This window comes from Lacrimispora xylanolytica, assembly GCF_026723765.1.
Classification (GTDB): domain Bacteria; phylum Bacillota; class Clostridia; order Lachnospirales; family Lachnospiraceae; genus Lacrimispora; species Lacrimispora xylanolytica.
Genome location: NZ_CP113524.1, coordinates 1,774,458 through 1,792,361 on the forward strand (window position 1 = coordinate 1,774,458; position 17,904 = coordinate 1,792,361).

Consider the following 17,904-nt stretch of genomic DNA (forward strand, 5'->3'; position numbering starts at 1 on the left):
ACTATGGAAGAACTGATAGATCGTCCGAAAGGGGAAAAATGAAAGATAAAAGTATAATCATGACAAAGCTTCCTGACACGAAAAAGGTTACTCTTATGACCTTTGCAGGAAACTACAAGTATCTCACCTGGCTAGGCTGCATCCTGTCAGGTATTAGTACCATAGTGGGGCTTTTTCCTTATATATACATGTGGCTGGCAGTAAAAGGGGCTGTCACAGAGTGGCCCAATGTGAACCAGACCGGAGATCTGGTTCGGTATGGGTGGCTGGCAGTAGGGGCTTCCCTGTTTAGTATGCTGCTTTATTTTATGGCATTATTGTGTACTCATTTATCTGCATTCCGAACAGCAAGAAATATGAAAACAGTTGCCATGAATCATCTATCCGGGCTTCCGGTTGGCTATATTAAAAGCCTGGGAAGCGGTAAGATAAGAAGAATCATTGATGATGGAGCGGGACAGACAGAAACCTATCTGGCGCACCAGCTTCCGGACCTGGCCGGGGCAATCGTCACTCCGGCAGCAGTCCTTTTTCTTCTCTTTTATTTTGATTGGAGATTTGGACTCGTCAGCCTTTTGCCTGTTGCAATCGGACTCTGCTTTTTAACACGCATGATGGGGCCAGCTTCTGCAGAATCCATGAAGCAGTATCAAAATGCCCTGGAAGACATGAACAATGAAGCCGTGGAGTATGTACGGGGAATACCAGTGGTAAAGACCTTTCAGCAAAGCATATTTTCCTTTAAGAATTTCCATGAATCCATATTGCGATACCGGGACTGGGCAGTAAAATACACCTTATCCATGCGGCTGCCCATGTGCGCCTATACCATGAGTATCAATGGGATATTTGCCTTCTTAATTCCGGCAGGGCTTCTGCTTGTTTCAGGAAAAGCAGCTGGTGCTTCGGATTTGAACGTACTACTTGATTTGATTTTCTATATTTTATTCACCCCGGTTTGCGTCACCATGATGGATAAGATCATGTGGACCAGTGAAAATACCATGCAGGCGAAAGAAGCCCTTCGAAGAGTTATGAGCATTGTTAATGAGGAGCCCTTAACTGAGCCTGAGAATCCAAAGGTTCCTGGCAGTGCATCGGTAGAATTTAAGGATGTCACCTTTTCCTATGGAAAAGAAAACATGCCGGCAGTCAAAGGTGTTTCCTTTCAGATACCAGAAGGGCACACGGTTGCTCTTGTTGGGCCGTCAGGAGGTGGAAAATCAACCGTAGCAAGGATTTTATCCCGATTTTATGATGTGGATAGCGGAAAGATTCTGGTGGGTGGAGCAGATGTACGAGAAATGGGGACAGAGGAGCTGATGAAGAATATAAGCTTTGTGTTCCAGGACAGCCATTTGTTTAAAGATACTCTCTTAAGAAACATACAGGCTGCCAGACCAGATGCTTCCATCGAGGAGGTGGAACGGGCAGTCAAAGCGGCCCGGTGCGAGGATATCATAAAGAAGTTTCCCCAGGCACTTAACACCCTGGTGGGAAGCAAAGGTACTTATCTGTCCGGGGGAGAATGTCAGAGAATTGCTCTTGCCAGAGCAGTTTTAAAGGATGCTCCTATTATAGTTCTTGACGAGGCTACGGCCTTTGCGGACCCGGATAATGAATATGAGATTCAAAAGGCATTTGAGACTCTGGTAAAGGGAAAGACAGTTCTTATGATTGCCCACCGCTTATCAACGGTCTGCAAGGCAGATCAGATTCTGGTAATGAATCATGGGGAAATTGAGGAAGCAGGAACCCATGAGGAATTGCTCCATAAAGGGGGACTGTATGCAACGATGTGGGAAGATTATCAGACATCGGTTTCCTGGAAGGTAGGTGAACACCATGAGTAAATATTTACAGAAACTCTTTGCTCTTAGCGAACAGGGAGGAAAAGATCTGACAAAGGCAGCCATTGCCTGTACTCTTACCAATATAGGTTTTATTCTTCCTATGTCACTCTTTGTCCTGTTAATGGATCAGCTTCTTAGCCCTGTACTTGGAACGGCTGGTCATGGGCTGGGGCTTTGGGGATATGCAGGGCTTAGCATTTTATTTCTCATCCTCATATTTCTGTTTGAATACAATCAGTACAATGCCACCTTTCTTGCCTCCTACGAGGAAAGCGCCAACATGAGGATCGGGCTTGCAGAAAAGCTTAGAAAGATTCCTCTTTCCTTCTTTGGAAAACGTGATTTGTCGGATTTGACTACAACCATTATGGGGGATTGTGCCTGGATGGAGACCGCATTTTCTCATTTTATTCCAGAGCTTCTTGGAGCGTTTGCCTCCACAATTCTGATTGGGGTCAGTCTTTTGATTCTGGACTGGAGAATGGGGCTTTCCATGCTATGGGTGGTACCGGCAGCCTTCCTGCTCTCCGCAGGAATCAGGCCATTGATTGACCGGCTGGAACGAAAGCAAAGAGAGAAGCTTCTTGCGGCTTCCGATGGAATTCAGGAATGCATTGAAACCATTCAGGATATCAAAGCCAATAACCAGAGAGAGGATTATCTGGGACGGTTAGGTCAAAAGCTTGCAGAAGCAGAATCACAGACAATTAAAATGGAAGTGATCAATGGAATCCTGGTCACCTCCTCCCAGATGGTATTAAAAATTGGAATGGCAACCACAGTTCTATGCGGCAGCATTTTATTGGCTCAAAAGCAGATTGGTTTTATGCCTTTCTTAATCTTTATGATTGCAGCTACCCGGATTTACGGACCACTTATCGGCTGTCTTAATAATTTATCAGCAGTATTTTCCACCATGCTTCGGGTGGAACGAATGAGGGAAATTGAAGAACAGAAGGTACAGACTGGGGTAGAAGATACCCATTATGAAGGCTATGATATTACCTTTGACCATGTGGGATTTTCCTATCACAAGGGAGAACCAGTTCTTAGAGATGTATCCTTTCGGGCGGCTCAGGGCCAGGTAACTGCCTTGGTGGGACCCTCAGGCGGAGGGAAGAGTACGGCAGCCAGACTGGCAGCCAGATTCTGGGATCTGGATCAGGGAAGAATTACCATTGGAGGCGCTGATGTCAGCACCGTGGACCCGGAAAGCCTTTTAAAGAATTTTTCTGTGGTATTTCAGGATGTGGTGCTCTTTAATAGCAGCATTATGGAAAATATCCGCATCGGAAGAAAAGATGCCACCGATCAGGAGGTCATGGCAGCGGCCGAAGCCGCCAGGTGCAGTGACTTTATAAACCGCCTTCCCAATGGTTACCATACAAAAATCGGGGAAAACGGTTCCGTACTCTCTGGTGGAGAGAGGCAGCGGCTGTCCATTGCAAGAGCTCTTCTAAAGGATGCCCCGATTATTCTCCTTGATGAGGCCACTGCCTCTCTTGACGTGGAGAATGAGTCCATGGTACAGGGGGCCATATCCAACCTTGTCCGTAATAAGACGGTTCTCATCATTGCCCATCGTATGAGAACCGTTGCAAAGGCCGACCGGATCGTCGTGTTAAAGGATGGACTGGTAGCAGAGCAGGGAAGTCCCAGGGAGCTTTATGAAAGCAACGGAATATACCGGCATATGGTAGACCTTCAGACCCAAAGCCAGAAATGGACGCTTTCCTAAGGGAAAATTCCTCTCTTAAGATTCAGACCGGATGATCGGGTATTTCAATGATAATGCTGTTTTTTAGATATGGAATGCTGGTAAATGATAGTACGGCATCATCTCCATAACAGGTATGGAGTCTTTTGTAAATATTGTGAAGGCCGAAATGGTCTTTTGATTCAGGGGCTTCCGCTCTCATCAGGGTGGAAGCCCTTTTTATGTCTATGCCTTTTCCGTTATCGGATACCTCGATCCTCATCCGGTTATCTCCGGCAGGAGTTATGGTAATGGTAATCTGAGGAGGAACCGGTTCAAGGCCGCGTACAAAACCTTCAAAGCCATGCTTGATGCAATTTTCTGCAAGAGGCTGCAGCAAGACCTTCATAATCATTCCGTTTTTCAGGGAAGGATGGATTTCCGTATGAAATTGTATGCCGGAAGAGGAATGGCGGTTCATGATTTCCATATACAGGGTTACGTGCTCCACTTCCTTTTCCACGGTCACAAAGGTCTTTCCAACGTTTAAGGTGGTGCGCAGATACCGTCCAAGACTTTCTAACATTTCCCCGGCTGTCTGCTGGTGCCCGTTTAATACCTGAAAATGAATGCATTCTAACGTGTTGTAAAGAAAATGGGGATTGATTTGTTCTGATAGCATCTGTATCTCTGCCTGGGCCTTTTTTTGTTCCTCCTCCTTAATCTGTCCCAGCTGAAGCTGTATGGTATCATACATTTTGTTAAGCTGTACCCCCAAAAGACTGATTTCATCGGTATGGGTGAATTCCGTTTTATTGTGGTACGTCCCATCGTTGATCCGACTTATGATTTTTCCTAGGACCTTGATATTTCTGGTGAGAAGATTGGAAAGGGCAAAGGAGAGAAGAGCAGCCGCCAGAAAGCAGGCAAGCCATACAAGTATAAAAAAGGATCGAAGCTCTCTGGTATCCCCCACTAAAGAAGATTTTTTTGTCAGATGTACCACATTTAAGCCACAAAAGGAAACGGCTTCCTTTGTGATCAGAAGCTGGTCTTTTGAAAGACCAATACTCCCGTTTGAGGCAGATGTTTCCGCTTTCACCCAGTCCTTTACTTCCGGTAAAAATGCATCCGGAAATTGACTGCTACGGATATCGAGAGGATTGCCGTTTTCATCTGCAAGATACATGCAGTAGGTATAACGGTTTGACATCCGTTCAAAGTAGGAGCGTATCTGTGCGGTATCAATCATCAGGATAAAGCGGGCTTTCCGGTTTCCAGGCTTGTCCTGATAGATGAGGCTGTTGGAGTTCATATTGGAGGAAACCGGATAGCAAACCGGGATGATTCCACCCTGACGGAATGTAAAGTTCTGACGGGTCGGCAGCACAGTTATCTTTTTTGACGCCCAGATATCCTCTGGAAAAAGCCGGGAGAAGGAGTCGGCGATACCAAGAGACGAGGGGCTGAATACGATGTTATCCTCTCCGCAGATTATCACATTGCTGATCAAGTCGTGATTTTGTAAAAATGGCTCAGTAAGTGCCACGGCACCGGAAAAATACTTTGCATATCCGGTGAAATTCCGGTTATTGATATCCCATATCATTCTGGGAAAGGGAGGGCTCACTAAAAGATGGTTGGTAGCGGTGGAAAGAGAAGTAAGCTGAGAGGAGAGGGAAGCTCCTGCCATGTGGACCGAGCTTTCAGCCTTTTGCATCAGCTCATTGGTATTTCTCCTGTAAAAATAGGAATAGGAAAGCTGTCCAATGAGAAAAAGAGCCGCAGAGGTAATAAGAAGCATTACCATCAGCAGCTGGTAACGGACCTTTAGATTGGCAAACCGTTTGATCATTGGCGGCTCCTTTCTTCGGCGGTGTACTGCTTTTGGTAATCCGTAGGGCTTAGGCCGGTTCTGGCCTTAAACGCCCGGCTGAAGGACCGGTAATCTTCATAGCCTAAAAGCATGGAAACCTGACTGGGCGTGTGCTCAGAGAATTTAAGCTGCTCCTGGGCATAGTTGATCTTTAAATCCAGGGTATAATCCCTGAAATTTAACTGGGTCTTATTTTTAAAATAAGTACTGAAATAGCTTTTACTTAATCCAAGGTAGGAACAGACATCTTCTGTTCTCGGGCTTTTTAAAAGATTCTTATTAATATAATCCATGGCCTTTTCAATGAGAGGGTCACTTTTTACCGCCCGGCTTACGGATAATTCCTCTGCAAACCCACAAAGGATCCGGCACATAAAAACCCGGATTTCCTCCAGGGAATTTAAGCTCTGCAGAGTTGCAAAGGAATTGCCAGTGTAGCTTTTTGGAGCGCCGTCTAAGTATTTAGTAAGCTGACTCTGTAAGGTAATGATCAGATAATTGCACATGCTGTAAAGGTAGGTAGGGGGCGGCGCTTTTGTTGTTAAAAGCTGATTTAAATATTCATTAAAACGAACTTTAATTTCTTCTGGATTATCTTTTAAAATGGCTTCTAAAATCTCATTTCCAGGCATGATAATAGGAGGCTGGTCCATGGAAAGCTCCTGAGATTCCAGCACAGAGCCTGCCTGGGGATAGATATGCCAGGTGATGGCCTGTCTTGCGTCCTTAAAAGAGACGGGGATGCTTAACAGGGACGGGACTGGCGTTCCGATTGCAGCGGCAATCTGTATGTGTTCTTTCGTTTCTGCTCTCATGCTTATATGGGCTTTTAAGGTTTCTTTTAAGCTACCGCCATCTGGTGCGGTAAAAGGTAGATTTATAAGCAGCAAAAGACCGTTGGGCGGATACTCATTAATCAGTATGGAAGTGTCAGTGAGGCTCTCTTCCAGGGAGTGTTTCAGCTTTCCAATACAAAGGCTGGCCTCTTGAGATTCTTCCCTGCTTAAATGGAAAGAAAATGCCTGTATGTAGACGATGCAGCACTCCTTATCCCGTATGGGAAGGGAATAATCCTGTATGACTTCCAGAAGTTCAGGAGCTGTTAAATCCCCTCTTAAAAGCTGAGGGATAAGATTGTTTCTTTGGATGGAAATCTGAGCAGTTCTTAACTTATGGAGGGTAGAAAGCCTGTCACTGTGGATATCTCTCTTACTTAATATATCCTCTTTCAGAGTGAGGATAATTTCTGTCAGTTCCTTTATGGAGATTGGTTTTAATAAGTACTCCCGGACCCCGTATTTAATGGCAGATTTAGCATATTCAAATTCATCATACCCGCTTAAAATCACAAAAGAACAATCAAATTGCTCCTTTTTTGCCCTGCGAACCAGTTCAAGACCGCTCATTCCAGGCATCTGGATGTCAGTGATGACAATATCAGGCTCGTAATAGCGGATTTTGTCGAGAGCCTCCGCTCCGCTTGCGGCAGTGCCGATCACTGAAACACTGTAGTCTTCCCATGAAAGGATGGAACGCAGGCCGGAACGTATCTCGGCTTCATCGTCAACAATAAGAAGCGTGATGGTTGAAAATGGGTTCATATCTTCTCCTTTTAGCATTTAGTTGAAGGTAAACATGATTATAGCATTGTGCACAATCAAAAGCAATACAGCCCTATGGTTTCTGCTGATATCGTAAAAAATGTGATATAAATAGTAAAAAATGTGGTGTTCTTATAAAGCAAAATACATTATGATGATGATATCAAATCGTTTAGATGGCATAAGAATTGGCGAATGAAAAGGAGGAGAATTATGAGAAAAAGAAAAAAACTGGCGGCCCTGGGCCTTGCTGGAATGATGGCAGTTTCAGCGCTTACCGGCTGTTCCTCTGGTGGTGCTACTGAGAGCAAAGCATCAAACCCGGAATCACAAAAAAGTGAGTCCGGCAGTGAGACGAAAAAGGAAGCTGCATCTGGAGAAAAGGTAACGGTCACAGTATGGACCAACAACCGTCATGACCTGGAGTATATGAATAAGGTGGTTGATGAATTTAACAAGACCAACGACCACATCCAGATTGATTACGTGGTTCAGACCGAGAACTATGTAAATCTTCTTACCATGGCAGCCAATTCCGGACAGTCGCCGGATATTTTCTCTCAGGTAGAGGCAGAGAGCTTTAAGGATTTTGCAGAAAGCGGAATCATACAGCCTTTAAATGATTACATGACAGATGAATTTAAAAAAGTCAATGAAGTGGATGAACACAAGTATGAAGGCTATAACGTACAGGGAGATAAGATATATTGGGCGCCATGCGGAAAGAGAAGTGGTTCCAGAATCGTATACAACAAAGAGATCTTTGATAAACTGGGCCTTGAAGTACCGAAGAAAATCAGTGACATTCCAGCGGTAGCCAAGGCAATCACAGAAGCTGGAAAAGGAGATTATTACGGAATCATTTTCCCGGGCGCAAGTGGTCCTTTTGAGCGCTGGCTGGAGCATTCAGCTGAGATGAGCGGTATTACCCCCTATAACTACAAAGAGGGAAAGTTTGATTTTACAGGCTATAAACCATATCTGGAAATGGTCCGTCAGCTGTTTGCAGACAACAGCGTATTTCCTGGTTCTGCTTCCATGAAGATCGATCCGGTCCGGGTGCAGTTTTCAGAGGGCCACGCAGGCATCCATGCCAACGCATCCCAGGAGGCCACGGTCCTAACCGAGCAGTTCCCGGCTAAGATTGAATGGGGAGTAGCTCCGCTGCCAACGCTTGACGGTGAAATCAAAGGAAGCGAAGCATGCAGTCCTAACACAGGCTACATGATGAGCGGCTCTACCACTCATACAAAAGAAGCATGGGAAGTCATTGAGTACTTTGGTTCTGAAAAAGTGTTAAAGGGATATTTTGAAGGCGGCTATGCACTTCCTATCTCCAGATACATGGAAAGTAAGATTGACAAGACAAAGATTGGCAGAATGGCAGACTTTGCAGGTGCAGATTATGAAGCCGTGCTTCCGGTACCTCCTTCTGTAACCCCAGAGGGAGAGAATTACCGTGATGCATTATGGAACGCATGTCTTCCAGAAGGCGGCTCCATTGATGAGACCATTGAAATGCTGAATAAAACATACAATGACGCGCTGGATAAAGAGGTTAAGATGGGAAAAACAAAACGTCTCGTCATTAAAGATTATGATCCCCTTCATCCAAATGCAGGTACCGTAGAGTATCTGGAACAATAAGGCTGGCATATTGGCTGCTGCAAACAGATTTGCTGTCCTGCAGCAGCCTTTCTATTCCGGTCAGGGCAAAAAGTAAGGAGTGATAAGAATGAATGAAAAAAAATCCATGGGACAGCAGATCAGAAGGAAATGGAACAATGGAGACATCCCCATGTGGCTCATGCTTTTTCCAACCATATTTTTTATTGTGGTAATGTCAATCTATCCGTTTGCATGGCTGATCCGCTATGTTTTTTATGATTACAACGGATTCAAGGCTTACTTCGTGGGACTTGCAAATTTTAAACGAATGACCACAGATGCTATTTACTGGAAAAGTGTTCTTCACACCTTTGAATATGCATTTTTAAAGCTGCTGTTTGTCCTCCCCCTTTCCCTGGTGACAGCAGTACTCTTACAGAGAAAGCGGTTTGGCAGCCAGCTTTTTCAGGGAATCTATTTTCTTCCCACCGTTATAAGCTCAGCGGTATACAGCCTGATCTGGTATTTTATCTTTGCAACCTACAATGGAGTGCTTAACAGCTTTCTTCAGGGAGCAGGACTCATACAGGCGCCCATCGACTGGCTGGGAAGCAGCAAAACTGCCATGATAGCAGTCGTCATTGTTGCCGTTTGGGGAGCCTTTGGAAATTATATGATACTTCTTATTTCCGGGCTTACAGGCATTCCTTCTGATGTGTATGAAAGCGCCCAAATCGATGGAGCTACCGGAGTTCAGACCTTCTTTAAAATCACCCTTCCCATGCTTGGTCCCGTACTTAAGGTGGTCATTATGCTTGCCATAACAACCGCCTTTAAGGATTATGAATCCATCCTGGTACTGACTGCCGGAGGGCCAAATAACCGTACCCACGTTATGTTTTCCTATATTTTTCAAATGGTATTTGGTACCTCCCGCGCGGCAGCCCAGCTTCAGATTGGATATGGCTCTGTACTCAGCATTATATCCGCTCTGATCGTGGGTATTGTGACGATACTATATCTAAGGTTCAGTAAAAAAATGGATGATATATCCTAGAAGGGAGAGAAACAATGGCAAAAGAACGAACGGGTCATTCCGTAGAATCGAAAAAAACAAAGGCAGTCAATGGAGTCATTTTTCTTCTCCTTCTCCTGTTAGCAGCGCTGACTGTTTATCCGGTGGTCTACATAGGCTTTGGCTCCTTTAAATTAAACAGTGAGCTGGTAAGCGGAGGTCTTAGGCTTCTTCCTGAAAAATTCATCCTGGATAACTACACTCAGGCCTGGGAGATGGCCAATTTCTCCAGATACACGGTCAACAGCCTTTTCATCAGCTTTGGAGTTATGGCAGTTTCTCTAATTGTCAGCAGCATGGCCGGGTATGTATTTTCCAGAAAACAATTCCGGTTAAAAAGCCTGATTTACAATGCCATGGTCATGTTTATGTTTATCAATGTAGGCAGTGCGGCTCTCCGTCCCCTGTTTGAGCTGGCGGTGAAGCTTCATATGAACAAATCTCTGATTTCCATAATTCTGATTTCAGCAGGAAGCGGTCAGGCCACCTATGTATTTCTCGTTCACGGCTTTATGAACAGCGTGCCAAAAGAGCTTGATGAGGCAGCTAAAATGGATGGCTGCAGTTTCTTTGGGATATACACCAGAGTCATACTGCCTGTTTTAAAACCGGCTCTTGCAAGTGTGGCACTTTTGTCCTTCCGCGGCGGCTGGAATGAGTATATCCTGCCTCTTATTTTCACCATGACCAACGAAAAGCTTCGTCCTCTGACTGTGGGTGTCGTGGCTCTTCAAAATGCAGGAGACGGTGCGGCAGCGTGGAACATCCTGTTTGCAGGCTCCTCCATAGCCATTGTACCAATCGTGCTGGTTTATATCTTTGCAAGCAGACAGTTTATGGGAGGAATCACGGCGGGAGCTGTCAAAGGATAATAAATGGAAGGAAGAGAGGGACTTTATAGATGGAATTAACATTAAATGAATACGGCTATATCACCAATTATCTTGTAAGTGGAAGAAAGGAAACTCCTTATTCCAGCCCGGTTACCGGAAAGGATCAGCTAGCCTGTGAAAAGATTATGCGCAAAGAGGCTGTGGATCACAGTCCCATCATGCCGGAAGGAGAAATCCGATTAGGAGTACAAAGCTCCCTTTCCATGCCCTGGGAATATTATTACACCTACGGAAACTGGTTTGTAGATAAATCATTATTTTACCCCCTGCTTAAAAAGATCGAGCTTCACGGAGCCGTCATACTCCATGTGGAAGAGGAGCTTGAGTCAGAGGCATGGCTGTGGAGCTATGGAGCAGTTGACGTATGGGTAAATGGAGAGCACAGCGGAGGAATTGAGACCCCGGTTTATAAGCCGATCAACAGAGCGGTTTTAAAGTTTCATTTAAAGAAGGGGGATAACCTGGTGTTTGTAAGGCTCCAAAATCTTGGGGTCAGGGATACCAGAACCTTGTTTGCCATTCAGATTCCGGGAGAAGAGCGCAGACAAATTAAAGTAAAGCTTCCTGGCATGGACACAGCAGAGGAAGCGGTCGCTGCCGGCCAATGGCTGTCAGGAATCCGTGTAACCAAAGGAGTCTTAAAGTTTCCTAAAAAGGCACCAGAGAACACCATCATTGTTTATGATAAAAGGCCGGTGGACTTTTCCCTCTATGGCAGCAGATATGTGAAAAAGAATATCTCGGGGCAGGAGGAAGAGATTCTGGACGCCCATAACCTCTATTTCACTGTGAAAGTAAGTATCTGCGGACAGACTCTGTCAAGGCGCTTTGAGCGCCAGGAGCTTTTGGGACCAGTGTGGAGCAATGAAACGGACCCGGAGAGAAATAAAGAGAGAGTTTATGAGAGAATCGCTTCCGTTTTACAGATTCCAAGAGGAGATGGGGATAACTTTTCCATGTATCCGGTCCTTGCCCGCCGCTATACAGGGGCAATTCATGAAATTGATGAAAAGGAGATTTATAAATCCTTAGATCAGATGGAAAGCAGAAGAGACTGTTCAGATTTTCTCTCCTGTGCCATGGTTCGTTTCATGAAGCTTTACCCAATGGATGAGGCTCTGTCTGCCCGCTGCAAAGAGGTGATGTTAAATTACCGCTATTGGATGGATGAAACAGGCAATGACGGGATGTGCTTCTGGAGTGAAAATCATTCCCTCATGTTCTTTGTCAGCGCTTATATTGCAGGAGAATGTTATCCGGAGGATGTGTTTTCCCGCTCCGGTAAGACAGGAAGGGAAATGAAGGAAAAGGCAAGAACCAGAATCCATGACTGGCTAAAGGAAACTCTTTCTGAAGGGTTTGATGAATTCCACAGCGGCGGATATACGCCCATTACCTTTGCTGCACTTTTAAATGTAGTGGATTTTGGGGATGAAGAGCTCTCAGGGCTGGCAGTAAAAACAACAGACCGTCTCCTTCATGACCTGTCTCTCCAGACCTTTCAAGGGGTTTCCATTGCACCCATGGGACGTGTATACAGAGAAGCACTTTACCCCTATGCCCAGGATATCCAAAGCCTGGTGAATTTAATTGACCCCGAGGCGCCTGACTGGTTCAGCGAATGGATTATATTTCTTGCCACAAGCAAATACAAGATCAAAGAAGAGCTTAAGGCTCTCATGAAGGAACCTCTTTCTCTTACCTATGATGAAAGCAATGCCAGCATATGCATCGAGAAAAATGACCATTACATGATGACTTCCGTCCAGTCCCCAAGGGAAGGAATGAAAAGAAAATGGGAAAATATTTATGGAAGGGATGGCGTAGATGCAGGAAGCTTTGCATATGTAAAATCCTTAAATGAATGCTTCCATGGAACCACGGAGTTTCAGCCTGGAGTCTTTGGCTACCAGCAGCATATGTGGTATGCTGCCCTCAATCCCGCCGCTGTCATATTCGTAAATCATCCTGGTGGAAGCTGCGAGGCAAGCTCTGTAAGGCCGGGATATTGGTTTGGCAATGGAATCATGCCTGCCATCCGTCAGGTGAAGAATGTTCTGTGTTCTATTTACCGCATACCAGAAAGTCACCCTATTCCTTTTACTCATCTATACTGGCCTAAGAGCCGGTTCATTAGGCAGATGATGAAGGAAGGCTGGCTGGCAGGAGAAGCCGGAACCGGGTATGTTGGCATCTGGTGCAGCCATGAATTAAAGCCATACCAGGATGAGCTTACGGACTGTGAATACAGAGCAGACAGCAGGGATACGGCCTATATTTGTATTTGCGAAAGTCAAGAGAAATATGGCAGTCTGGAAGCGTTTCTAAGTGACTGTATCACAAAGAATCCGTCCTATGATAAAGGCACTGGAACGCTTCGATGCGGCAATGAAATTCTTAAGTTTGAAGCCTGTGAAAATAAGACTCAGTATGTATAAACAGAAATGAAAAAAGCTTTAAGTGCAATGTTTTTCCCGGTGGAATATCTTGTAAAATAAACATAAATGTGGTATACTTTTCTTTGTAATTTCTTTTAGAAAACATACATAAGGGAGGTTATTCACATGAAGTTTTTAAAGTGTAATCATTGCGGAAATATTGTTGCAGTCATTGAAGAAAAGGGCGGTACCATTACCTGCTGTAACGATGAGATGAAGGAGCTGGTTGCCAACACCACAGATGCAGCTACTGAGAAACATGTCCCTGTCATTGAGGTCAACGGGGAACACGTAACCGTTACGGTAGGATCTGTAGAACACCCCATGCTTCCGGAACACTTTATCGGCTGGATTGTCCTGGAGACAAAACAGGGAAATCAGAGAAAACTGTTAAGTCCAGGAGAAAAACCAGTTGCTAAGTTCATGCTTACAGAAGGCGATGAAGTAATTGCGGCCTACGAATACTGTAATCTCCATGGCTTATGGAAGGCAGAAGCATAAACAAAAAGAGTGAAAAGCTCACAGGCCATATGGTCCGTGAGCTTTTTTTAAGGGGCCTGGCCCATGGGGTTAAGGCAAATGGCTTAAGGCCACAGATAGGAGAAACAAGGACATGAATAAAAAAGAGACCAATGAAATAAAAAAGCTTTATACCCCAGCCAATTGTGCCATCAGCAGAATCTGCGGCTGCTATGTGGATGCAGAAAAAAATAAAAGGACTGAGCTTAAAGAAGCGTTCCTATCCCTTCCAGAGGAGGAGGCTTTTAAGTATTTTACTATTTTTAGAAGCGGTCTATCCGGTTCCATAGGAAAGAATCTGGTAAACATGGAGTTTCCTCTGTCAGCAGAAGAGGAGGGAGGAACCCAGAACTTTCTATTAAAGCTAAGGGACAGCCAGTTAAAGGATGACGCGCTGATTGAGGAATTTTACGATAAGCTCATCGCCAGCTATGATTACGGCGAAAATTACTACATAATCTTAATTCACTGTGCTTATGATATTCCGGCAAAATCCTCTGATGGACTGGAGATGTATGATGCCTCTGACTTTGTCTATGAGTTCATACAGTGCGCCGTATGTCCGGTAAAGCTTTCAAAAGCAGGTCTTTGCTATAATTCAGAAACCAATGTAATTGAGAACAGAAGCAGGGACTGGATTGTGGAGGCACCGGATACAGGCTTTATCTTCCCGGCATTTACAGACCGGAATACAGACATTCATGGACTGCTCTATTATTCCAAAAACCCGGAGCAGATGCCGGAACGGCTCATTGACGAGCTTTTAGGCTGCTTCATACCAATGTCAGCCAAGAGCCAGAAGGAGACATTTCAGGCAATCGTAGAGGAAACTCTGGGAGAAAATTGCGATTTTGAGACAGTAAAGAACATTCATGAAAGTCTGAATGAGATGTTAGAGGAGACAAAGGACGAACCAGTTCCCTTTACTCTGGACAAGTATCAGATGAAACGGCTTTTGGAGAACAATGGAGCCAGCGAGGAAAAGCTTTTGGAATTCGACCAGAGGTTTGAAGCCGACGAAGAAAAAAAGAATCCTGGTTTTATTGCTTCCAACGTAGTAAACACCAAAAGCTTTGAGATTAAGACAACGGATGTGAGCATTAAGGTGGCACCAGATAAGACTCATCTGGTGGAAAACCGCATGATCGATGGCCGTCCCTGTATCGTAATCGGGATCAGCGAGCATGTGGAAATCAATGGAATCACAGTGAGACCCATTGCAGCCCAGACACAAGCCTTAGAGGAAGATGTAGATTAATTCCTTTTAAAAAGTCTTTGAACGAGAAAGACAACGGTCTGGTCATAAACAAAGGCAGATACAGCAGATAGGGAGAGGACCAGGAAAAAGGCAAGTGGAATATTATCCGTAATGCCAATGAGATCCCGAACAACATAAAGCACTGCCCAGTGTACCATCAATATGGAATAGCTGTATCGAATCAAGAATTTCATAATCCGCCCTGGAGACGGAAGTTTGTTTTCCAGGGAACGGAGCAGCAGAAAGATGGAGCCGCCTAATAGTGTCATCATGGGTGCCCCATCTGCCTGTAAGATGGCGGTGTAGTCCGAGCGAATGAAAGTCACCAGAACAGTGCCTGCCAGTGAGACCGCTCCAAGCACATAGAATCGCTGTCTTTTTTGCCAGGAGGCCGGGTGTGCAAAATAATATCCCAGTAAAAACACCCCCAGCCAGGGGCTTATCATTAGAGATAAGTCAATGGGCAGGCCAAAGATTGGCAGATAAAGGGACACACAGCCCATGAGAAGAATGATTGCAGCAAGCCCATGAAGCATGGCATCTGGCAGGTTCTTTAACAGAATAGAAAAAAACGGTGCCAGCAGATACAGGGATAAGATCACATATATGACCCAAAGGTGAGGCGCCCAGTCTATGGGGCCAGCAGCCATATCCTTCCCAGCTATCATAAGGCCTCTTAATAATCCGGAGTTAGTATACCGGGTAGATAACAGAATGTAGATGAAGTAGTAGCAGACAAAAGGAATAGCCACCTGGGTAAAACGCTTGTAATAAAATTGCAATAAGGACCCCTCTGTTCTGTTTAAAATCAAAGCCCCGCTGTTCATAATAAACAGGGTATTGCATACAAGGAGAAGTGAAATAACCGCCTGTATAGCCAGATAGCCGATTCCCTCCCTTTCCATCTCTGAGGTTAAAGCATCCACACAATGAACCAGTATCACAAGGAGCGTAGCAAGTAACCGTATGTAATCAAGATATCGGATTCTTTTTTCACTTCCTTCTTTTCCGGCAAACAAACTTTTTATATAGCTTTTATCCTTTTTATAATTTTTCACGTGGAGAAAAAGGGATGTAATAAGAAAAAACAATATCATAAGCTGTAACTTTCCCATGTTCTTTTGTTCCTTTCCTGCTGTTTTCTTTGGGCAATCTGCATTATATCACAGAATCACTCCCTGAAACAAACCAAAACGCTTTGCGCATCATATTGGGCTATGCTATACTTTAAGAAAAAACGAAGAGGAAATAACAGTGGCAGACAGAACATTTGGCTGGGTACAGGAGGCTTATACCCTGGGAAATTTAAAGAATGTGGTATCCGTATTTGTGCCGGGATCCAGAATTAACCGGCTTCTTTGTACGGATAAAATTCCAAGGCTTATCTCCGAAAAGGATGGAAGGGATGATTTTATCCGTGAGCTTTCTGAGGAGATAATCTGTATCCCATATACCCATCTGAAGGGAAAGGGAACCCCCAGCGGGTTTACAAGAAGCAATGCACCCTGTTCCGGTATCATACAGGCCGTACTTCCAGGGCAGCGTAAGGAATATCAAAGTGACTGGCCGGCAGATTCCTTTTTAAGATGGGCAGTCAGTGTGGGATTCCTTTCCTACAGCAGAACACAGGATGCTTGTTCCATTACAGAACTGGGTCACCAGTATGCATTGGCTTTGGAAGGAAGTGAAGAAGAGGCAGAGGTCCTTAAAACAGCATTTTTATCCTATCCTCCTGTTTGCAGGGTTATGTCCTTATTAGGGGAAGAAGAGCATCTGACGAAATTTGAAATAGGTGCAAGACTTGGCTTTATCGGGGAAGCTGGTTTCACTTCCATCCCTCAGTACATGATATTAGAGGGACTTTTGGAAGCAGAAACAAAAGAGGAGAAGACAAAGCTTTTACAGGATACAGAAGGGACCAGTGATAAATACGTCCGCACCATTTGCAGCTGGCTCATACAGGTGGGCTGGATCAGTAAGGCAGCGAAGGAAGTGATCACAGGTACCGGCAGTAAGAGCTCATCTGCAATGATACCTCAGTCTTATAAGCTTACTCTAAAAGGAAGAACGGTAATAAAGCACATCACGGGCGTATCCAGGTTTGCCAGGATTCCCAAGCGGGTCATGTGGGACATGCTGGCGACGAAAGTGGCTGACCGGGACTACTTAAGAAACAGAAGAACCTATATTATAAAATACTTGGAAGGCAGCTATCGTTCCCCTGTACAGGTTAAGGAATATTTAGAGAGCAAAGGGCTGAAAGAAGAAATTGAGACCATTCTTGATGATATCAGAAGCTTTGAAAACATCGGCCTTCAGGTAAAAAAGTCAGGAGATACCTACCGGATCATGGATGAAATTGTGGGCTTAGAGCTTCCGGAAGACGGAGAATTTATGTTACCTGTTAAATCAGAAGTCTCTGTCTTTAAAGATTATCTAAGAACTCATTTGACTCATGTAGACCACAGATACTTAATTTTGGTGGATCTTGGTTTTGACGGAAGCTCAGACCGTGATTATGAGATGAAGACAGCGGAACTTTTTACAGCCGAACTTGGTTTCATGGGCGCAAGACTTGGGGATACCAGAAAGCCTGATGTGTGTGTGTACCACGGAGCCAATGGGCTTATCATTGATAACAAAGCATATGGAAAAGGTTACTCTCTTCCGATCAAGCAGGCGGATGAGATCTATCGGTATATTGAGGAAAACAAGGAGCGGGATGCCCGTTTAAATCCAAACCAGTGGTGGAAGGTCTTTGACGAGTCTGTGACTCATTTCCGGTTTGCATTTATCTCAGGTTCCTTCACCGGAGGCTTTAAGGACCGGATTGAACTTATTTCCATGCGGTCAGGAATCTGCGGAGCGGCAGTCAATTCCGTCAACCTGCTCTTAATGGCAGAGGAACTGAAATCAGGAAGGCTGGACTATGAGGAATGGTTCCAATATTTTGATTGCAACGATGAAATTTCCTTTCCAGTATCCCTTACATAGCCGTTTTTTTCAATATTCTTGTACTATTTGAGAAACATTCAAAAATTGCTTGCATTCTTCCTTTAAGAGAACTATATTTTAAAATGTTTGTTA

Annotated in this window: 12 protein-coding genes; 9 read left to right on the forward strand and 3 right to left on the reverse strand. The window is 44.7% G+C overall.

Translation table 11 applies throughout. From position 1 onward, the window contains the following. Positions 1 to 59 precede the first annotated feature (59 nt). Positions 60 to 1,853 (forward strand): ABC transporter ATP-binding protein, encoded by a 1,794-nt coding sequence (locus OW255_RS08370; RefSeq protein ID WP_035317999.1) that lies wholly within the window; start codon positions 60 to 62, stop codon positions 1,851 to 1,853. Beyond that, the gene (locus tag OW255_RS08375) at positions 1,846 to 3,591 is read left to right on the forward strand and encodes an ABC transporter ATP-binding protein (protein WP_024836367.1); all 1,746 of its coding nucleotides are present in this window, start codon (positions 1,846 to 1,848) and stop codon (positions 3,589 to 3,591) included. The genes OW255_RS08370 and OW255_RS08375 overlap by 8 nt, the downstream gene beginning before the upstream one ends. A gap of 22 nt (positions 3,592 to 3,613) precedes the next feature. Here OW255_RS08375 and OW255_RS08380 read toward each other — a convergent pair whose 3' ends face one another. Continuing rightward, positions 3,614 to 5,404, reverse strand: a complete 1,791-nt coding sequence (locus OW255_RS08380) for a sensor histidine kinase (protein WP_268116352.1) — start codon at positions 5,402 to 5,404, stop codon at positions 3,614 to 3,616. After that, a complete protein-coding gene (locus tag OW255_RS08385; RefSeq protein ID WP_024836365.1) occupies positions 5,401 to 7,026 on the reverse strand; it encodes a response regulator in 1,626 nt (541 codons plus the stop codon). Before OW255_RS08385 ends, OW255_RS08380 begins: the two co-directional genes overlap by 4 nt. Positions 7,027 to 7,239: 213 nt before the next feature. On the opposite strand from OW255_RS08385, the gene OW255_RS08390 reads away from it, so the two are divergent. The 6 genes from OW255_RS08390 (at position 7,240) to OW255_RS08415 (ending at position 14,817) form a co-directional block, all read left to right on the forward strand. Next, complete coding sequence (locus tag OW255_RS08390) at positions 7,240 to 8,673, forward strand: ABC transporter substrate-binding protein (protein ID WP_024836364.1); 1,434 nt, start codon at positions 7,240 to 7,242, stop codon at positions 8,671 to 8,673. A gap of 88 nt (positions 8,674 to 8,761) precedes the next feature. Further along, entirely contained in the window at positions 8,762 to 9,691 is a 930-nt protein-coding gene (locus OW255_RS08395; protein WP_024836363.1) for a carbohydrate ABC transporter permease, read from the forward strand. A 14-nt stretch (positions 9,692 to 9,705) separates the two neighbouring features. After that, positions 9,706 to 10,581, forward strand: coding sequence for a carbohydrate ABC transporter permease (locus OW255_RS08400; protein WP_268116353.1), 876 nt, complete (start codon positions 9,706 to 9,708; stop codon positions 10,579 to 10,581). A gap of 29 nt (positions 10,582 to 10,610) precedes the next feature. After that, complete coding sequence (locus tag OW255_RS08405; RefSeq protein WP_024836361.1) at positions 10,611 to 13,040, forward strand: hypothetical protein; 2,430 nt, start codon at positions 10,611 to 10,613, stop codon at positions 13,038 to 13,040. A gap of 126 nt (positions 13,041 to 13,166) precedes the next feature. Further along, on the forward strand, positions 13,167 to 13,541 hold the full coding sequence (locus OW255_RS08410) for a desulfoferrodoxin family protein (protein WP_268116354.1): 375 nt from the start codon (positions 13,167 to 13,169) through the stop codon (positions 13,539 to 13,541). Between the two features lie 112 nt (positions 13,542 to 13,653). Then, positions 13,654 to 14,817, forward strand: coding sequence for a DUF4317 domain-containing protein (locus OW255_RS08415; RefSeq protein ID WP_024836359.1), 1,164 nt, complete (start codon positions 13,654 to 13,656; stop codon positions 14,815 to 14,817). Here the strand turns inward: OW255_RS08415 and OW255_RS08420 are convergent. Then, complete coding sequence (locus tag OW255_RS08420; protein WP_268116355.1) at positions 14,814 to 15,932, reverse strand: acyltransferase; 1,119 nt, start codon at positions 15,930 to 15,932, stop codon at positions 14,814 to 14,816. The two genes, OW255_RS08415 and OW255_RS08420, sit on opposite strands and share 4 nt — an antisense overlap. Before the next feature lie 139 nt (positions 15,933 to 16,071). On the opposite strand from OW255_RS08420, the gene OW255_RS08425 reads away from it, so the two are divergent. Continuing rightward, entirely contained in the window at positions 16,072 to 17,811 is a 1,740-nt protein-coding gene (locus OW255_RS08425) for a restriction endonuclease FokI recognition domain-containing protein (protein WP_268116356.1), read from the forward strand. The last annotated feature ends 93 nt before the right edge of the window (positions 17,812 to 17,904 follow it).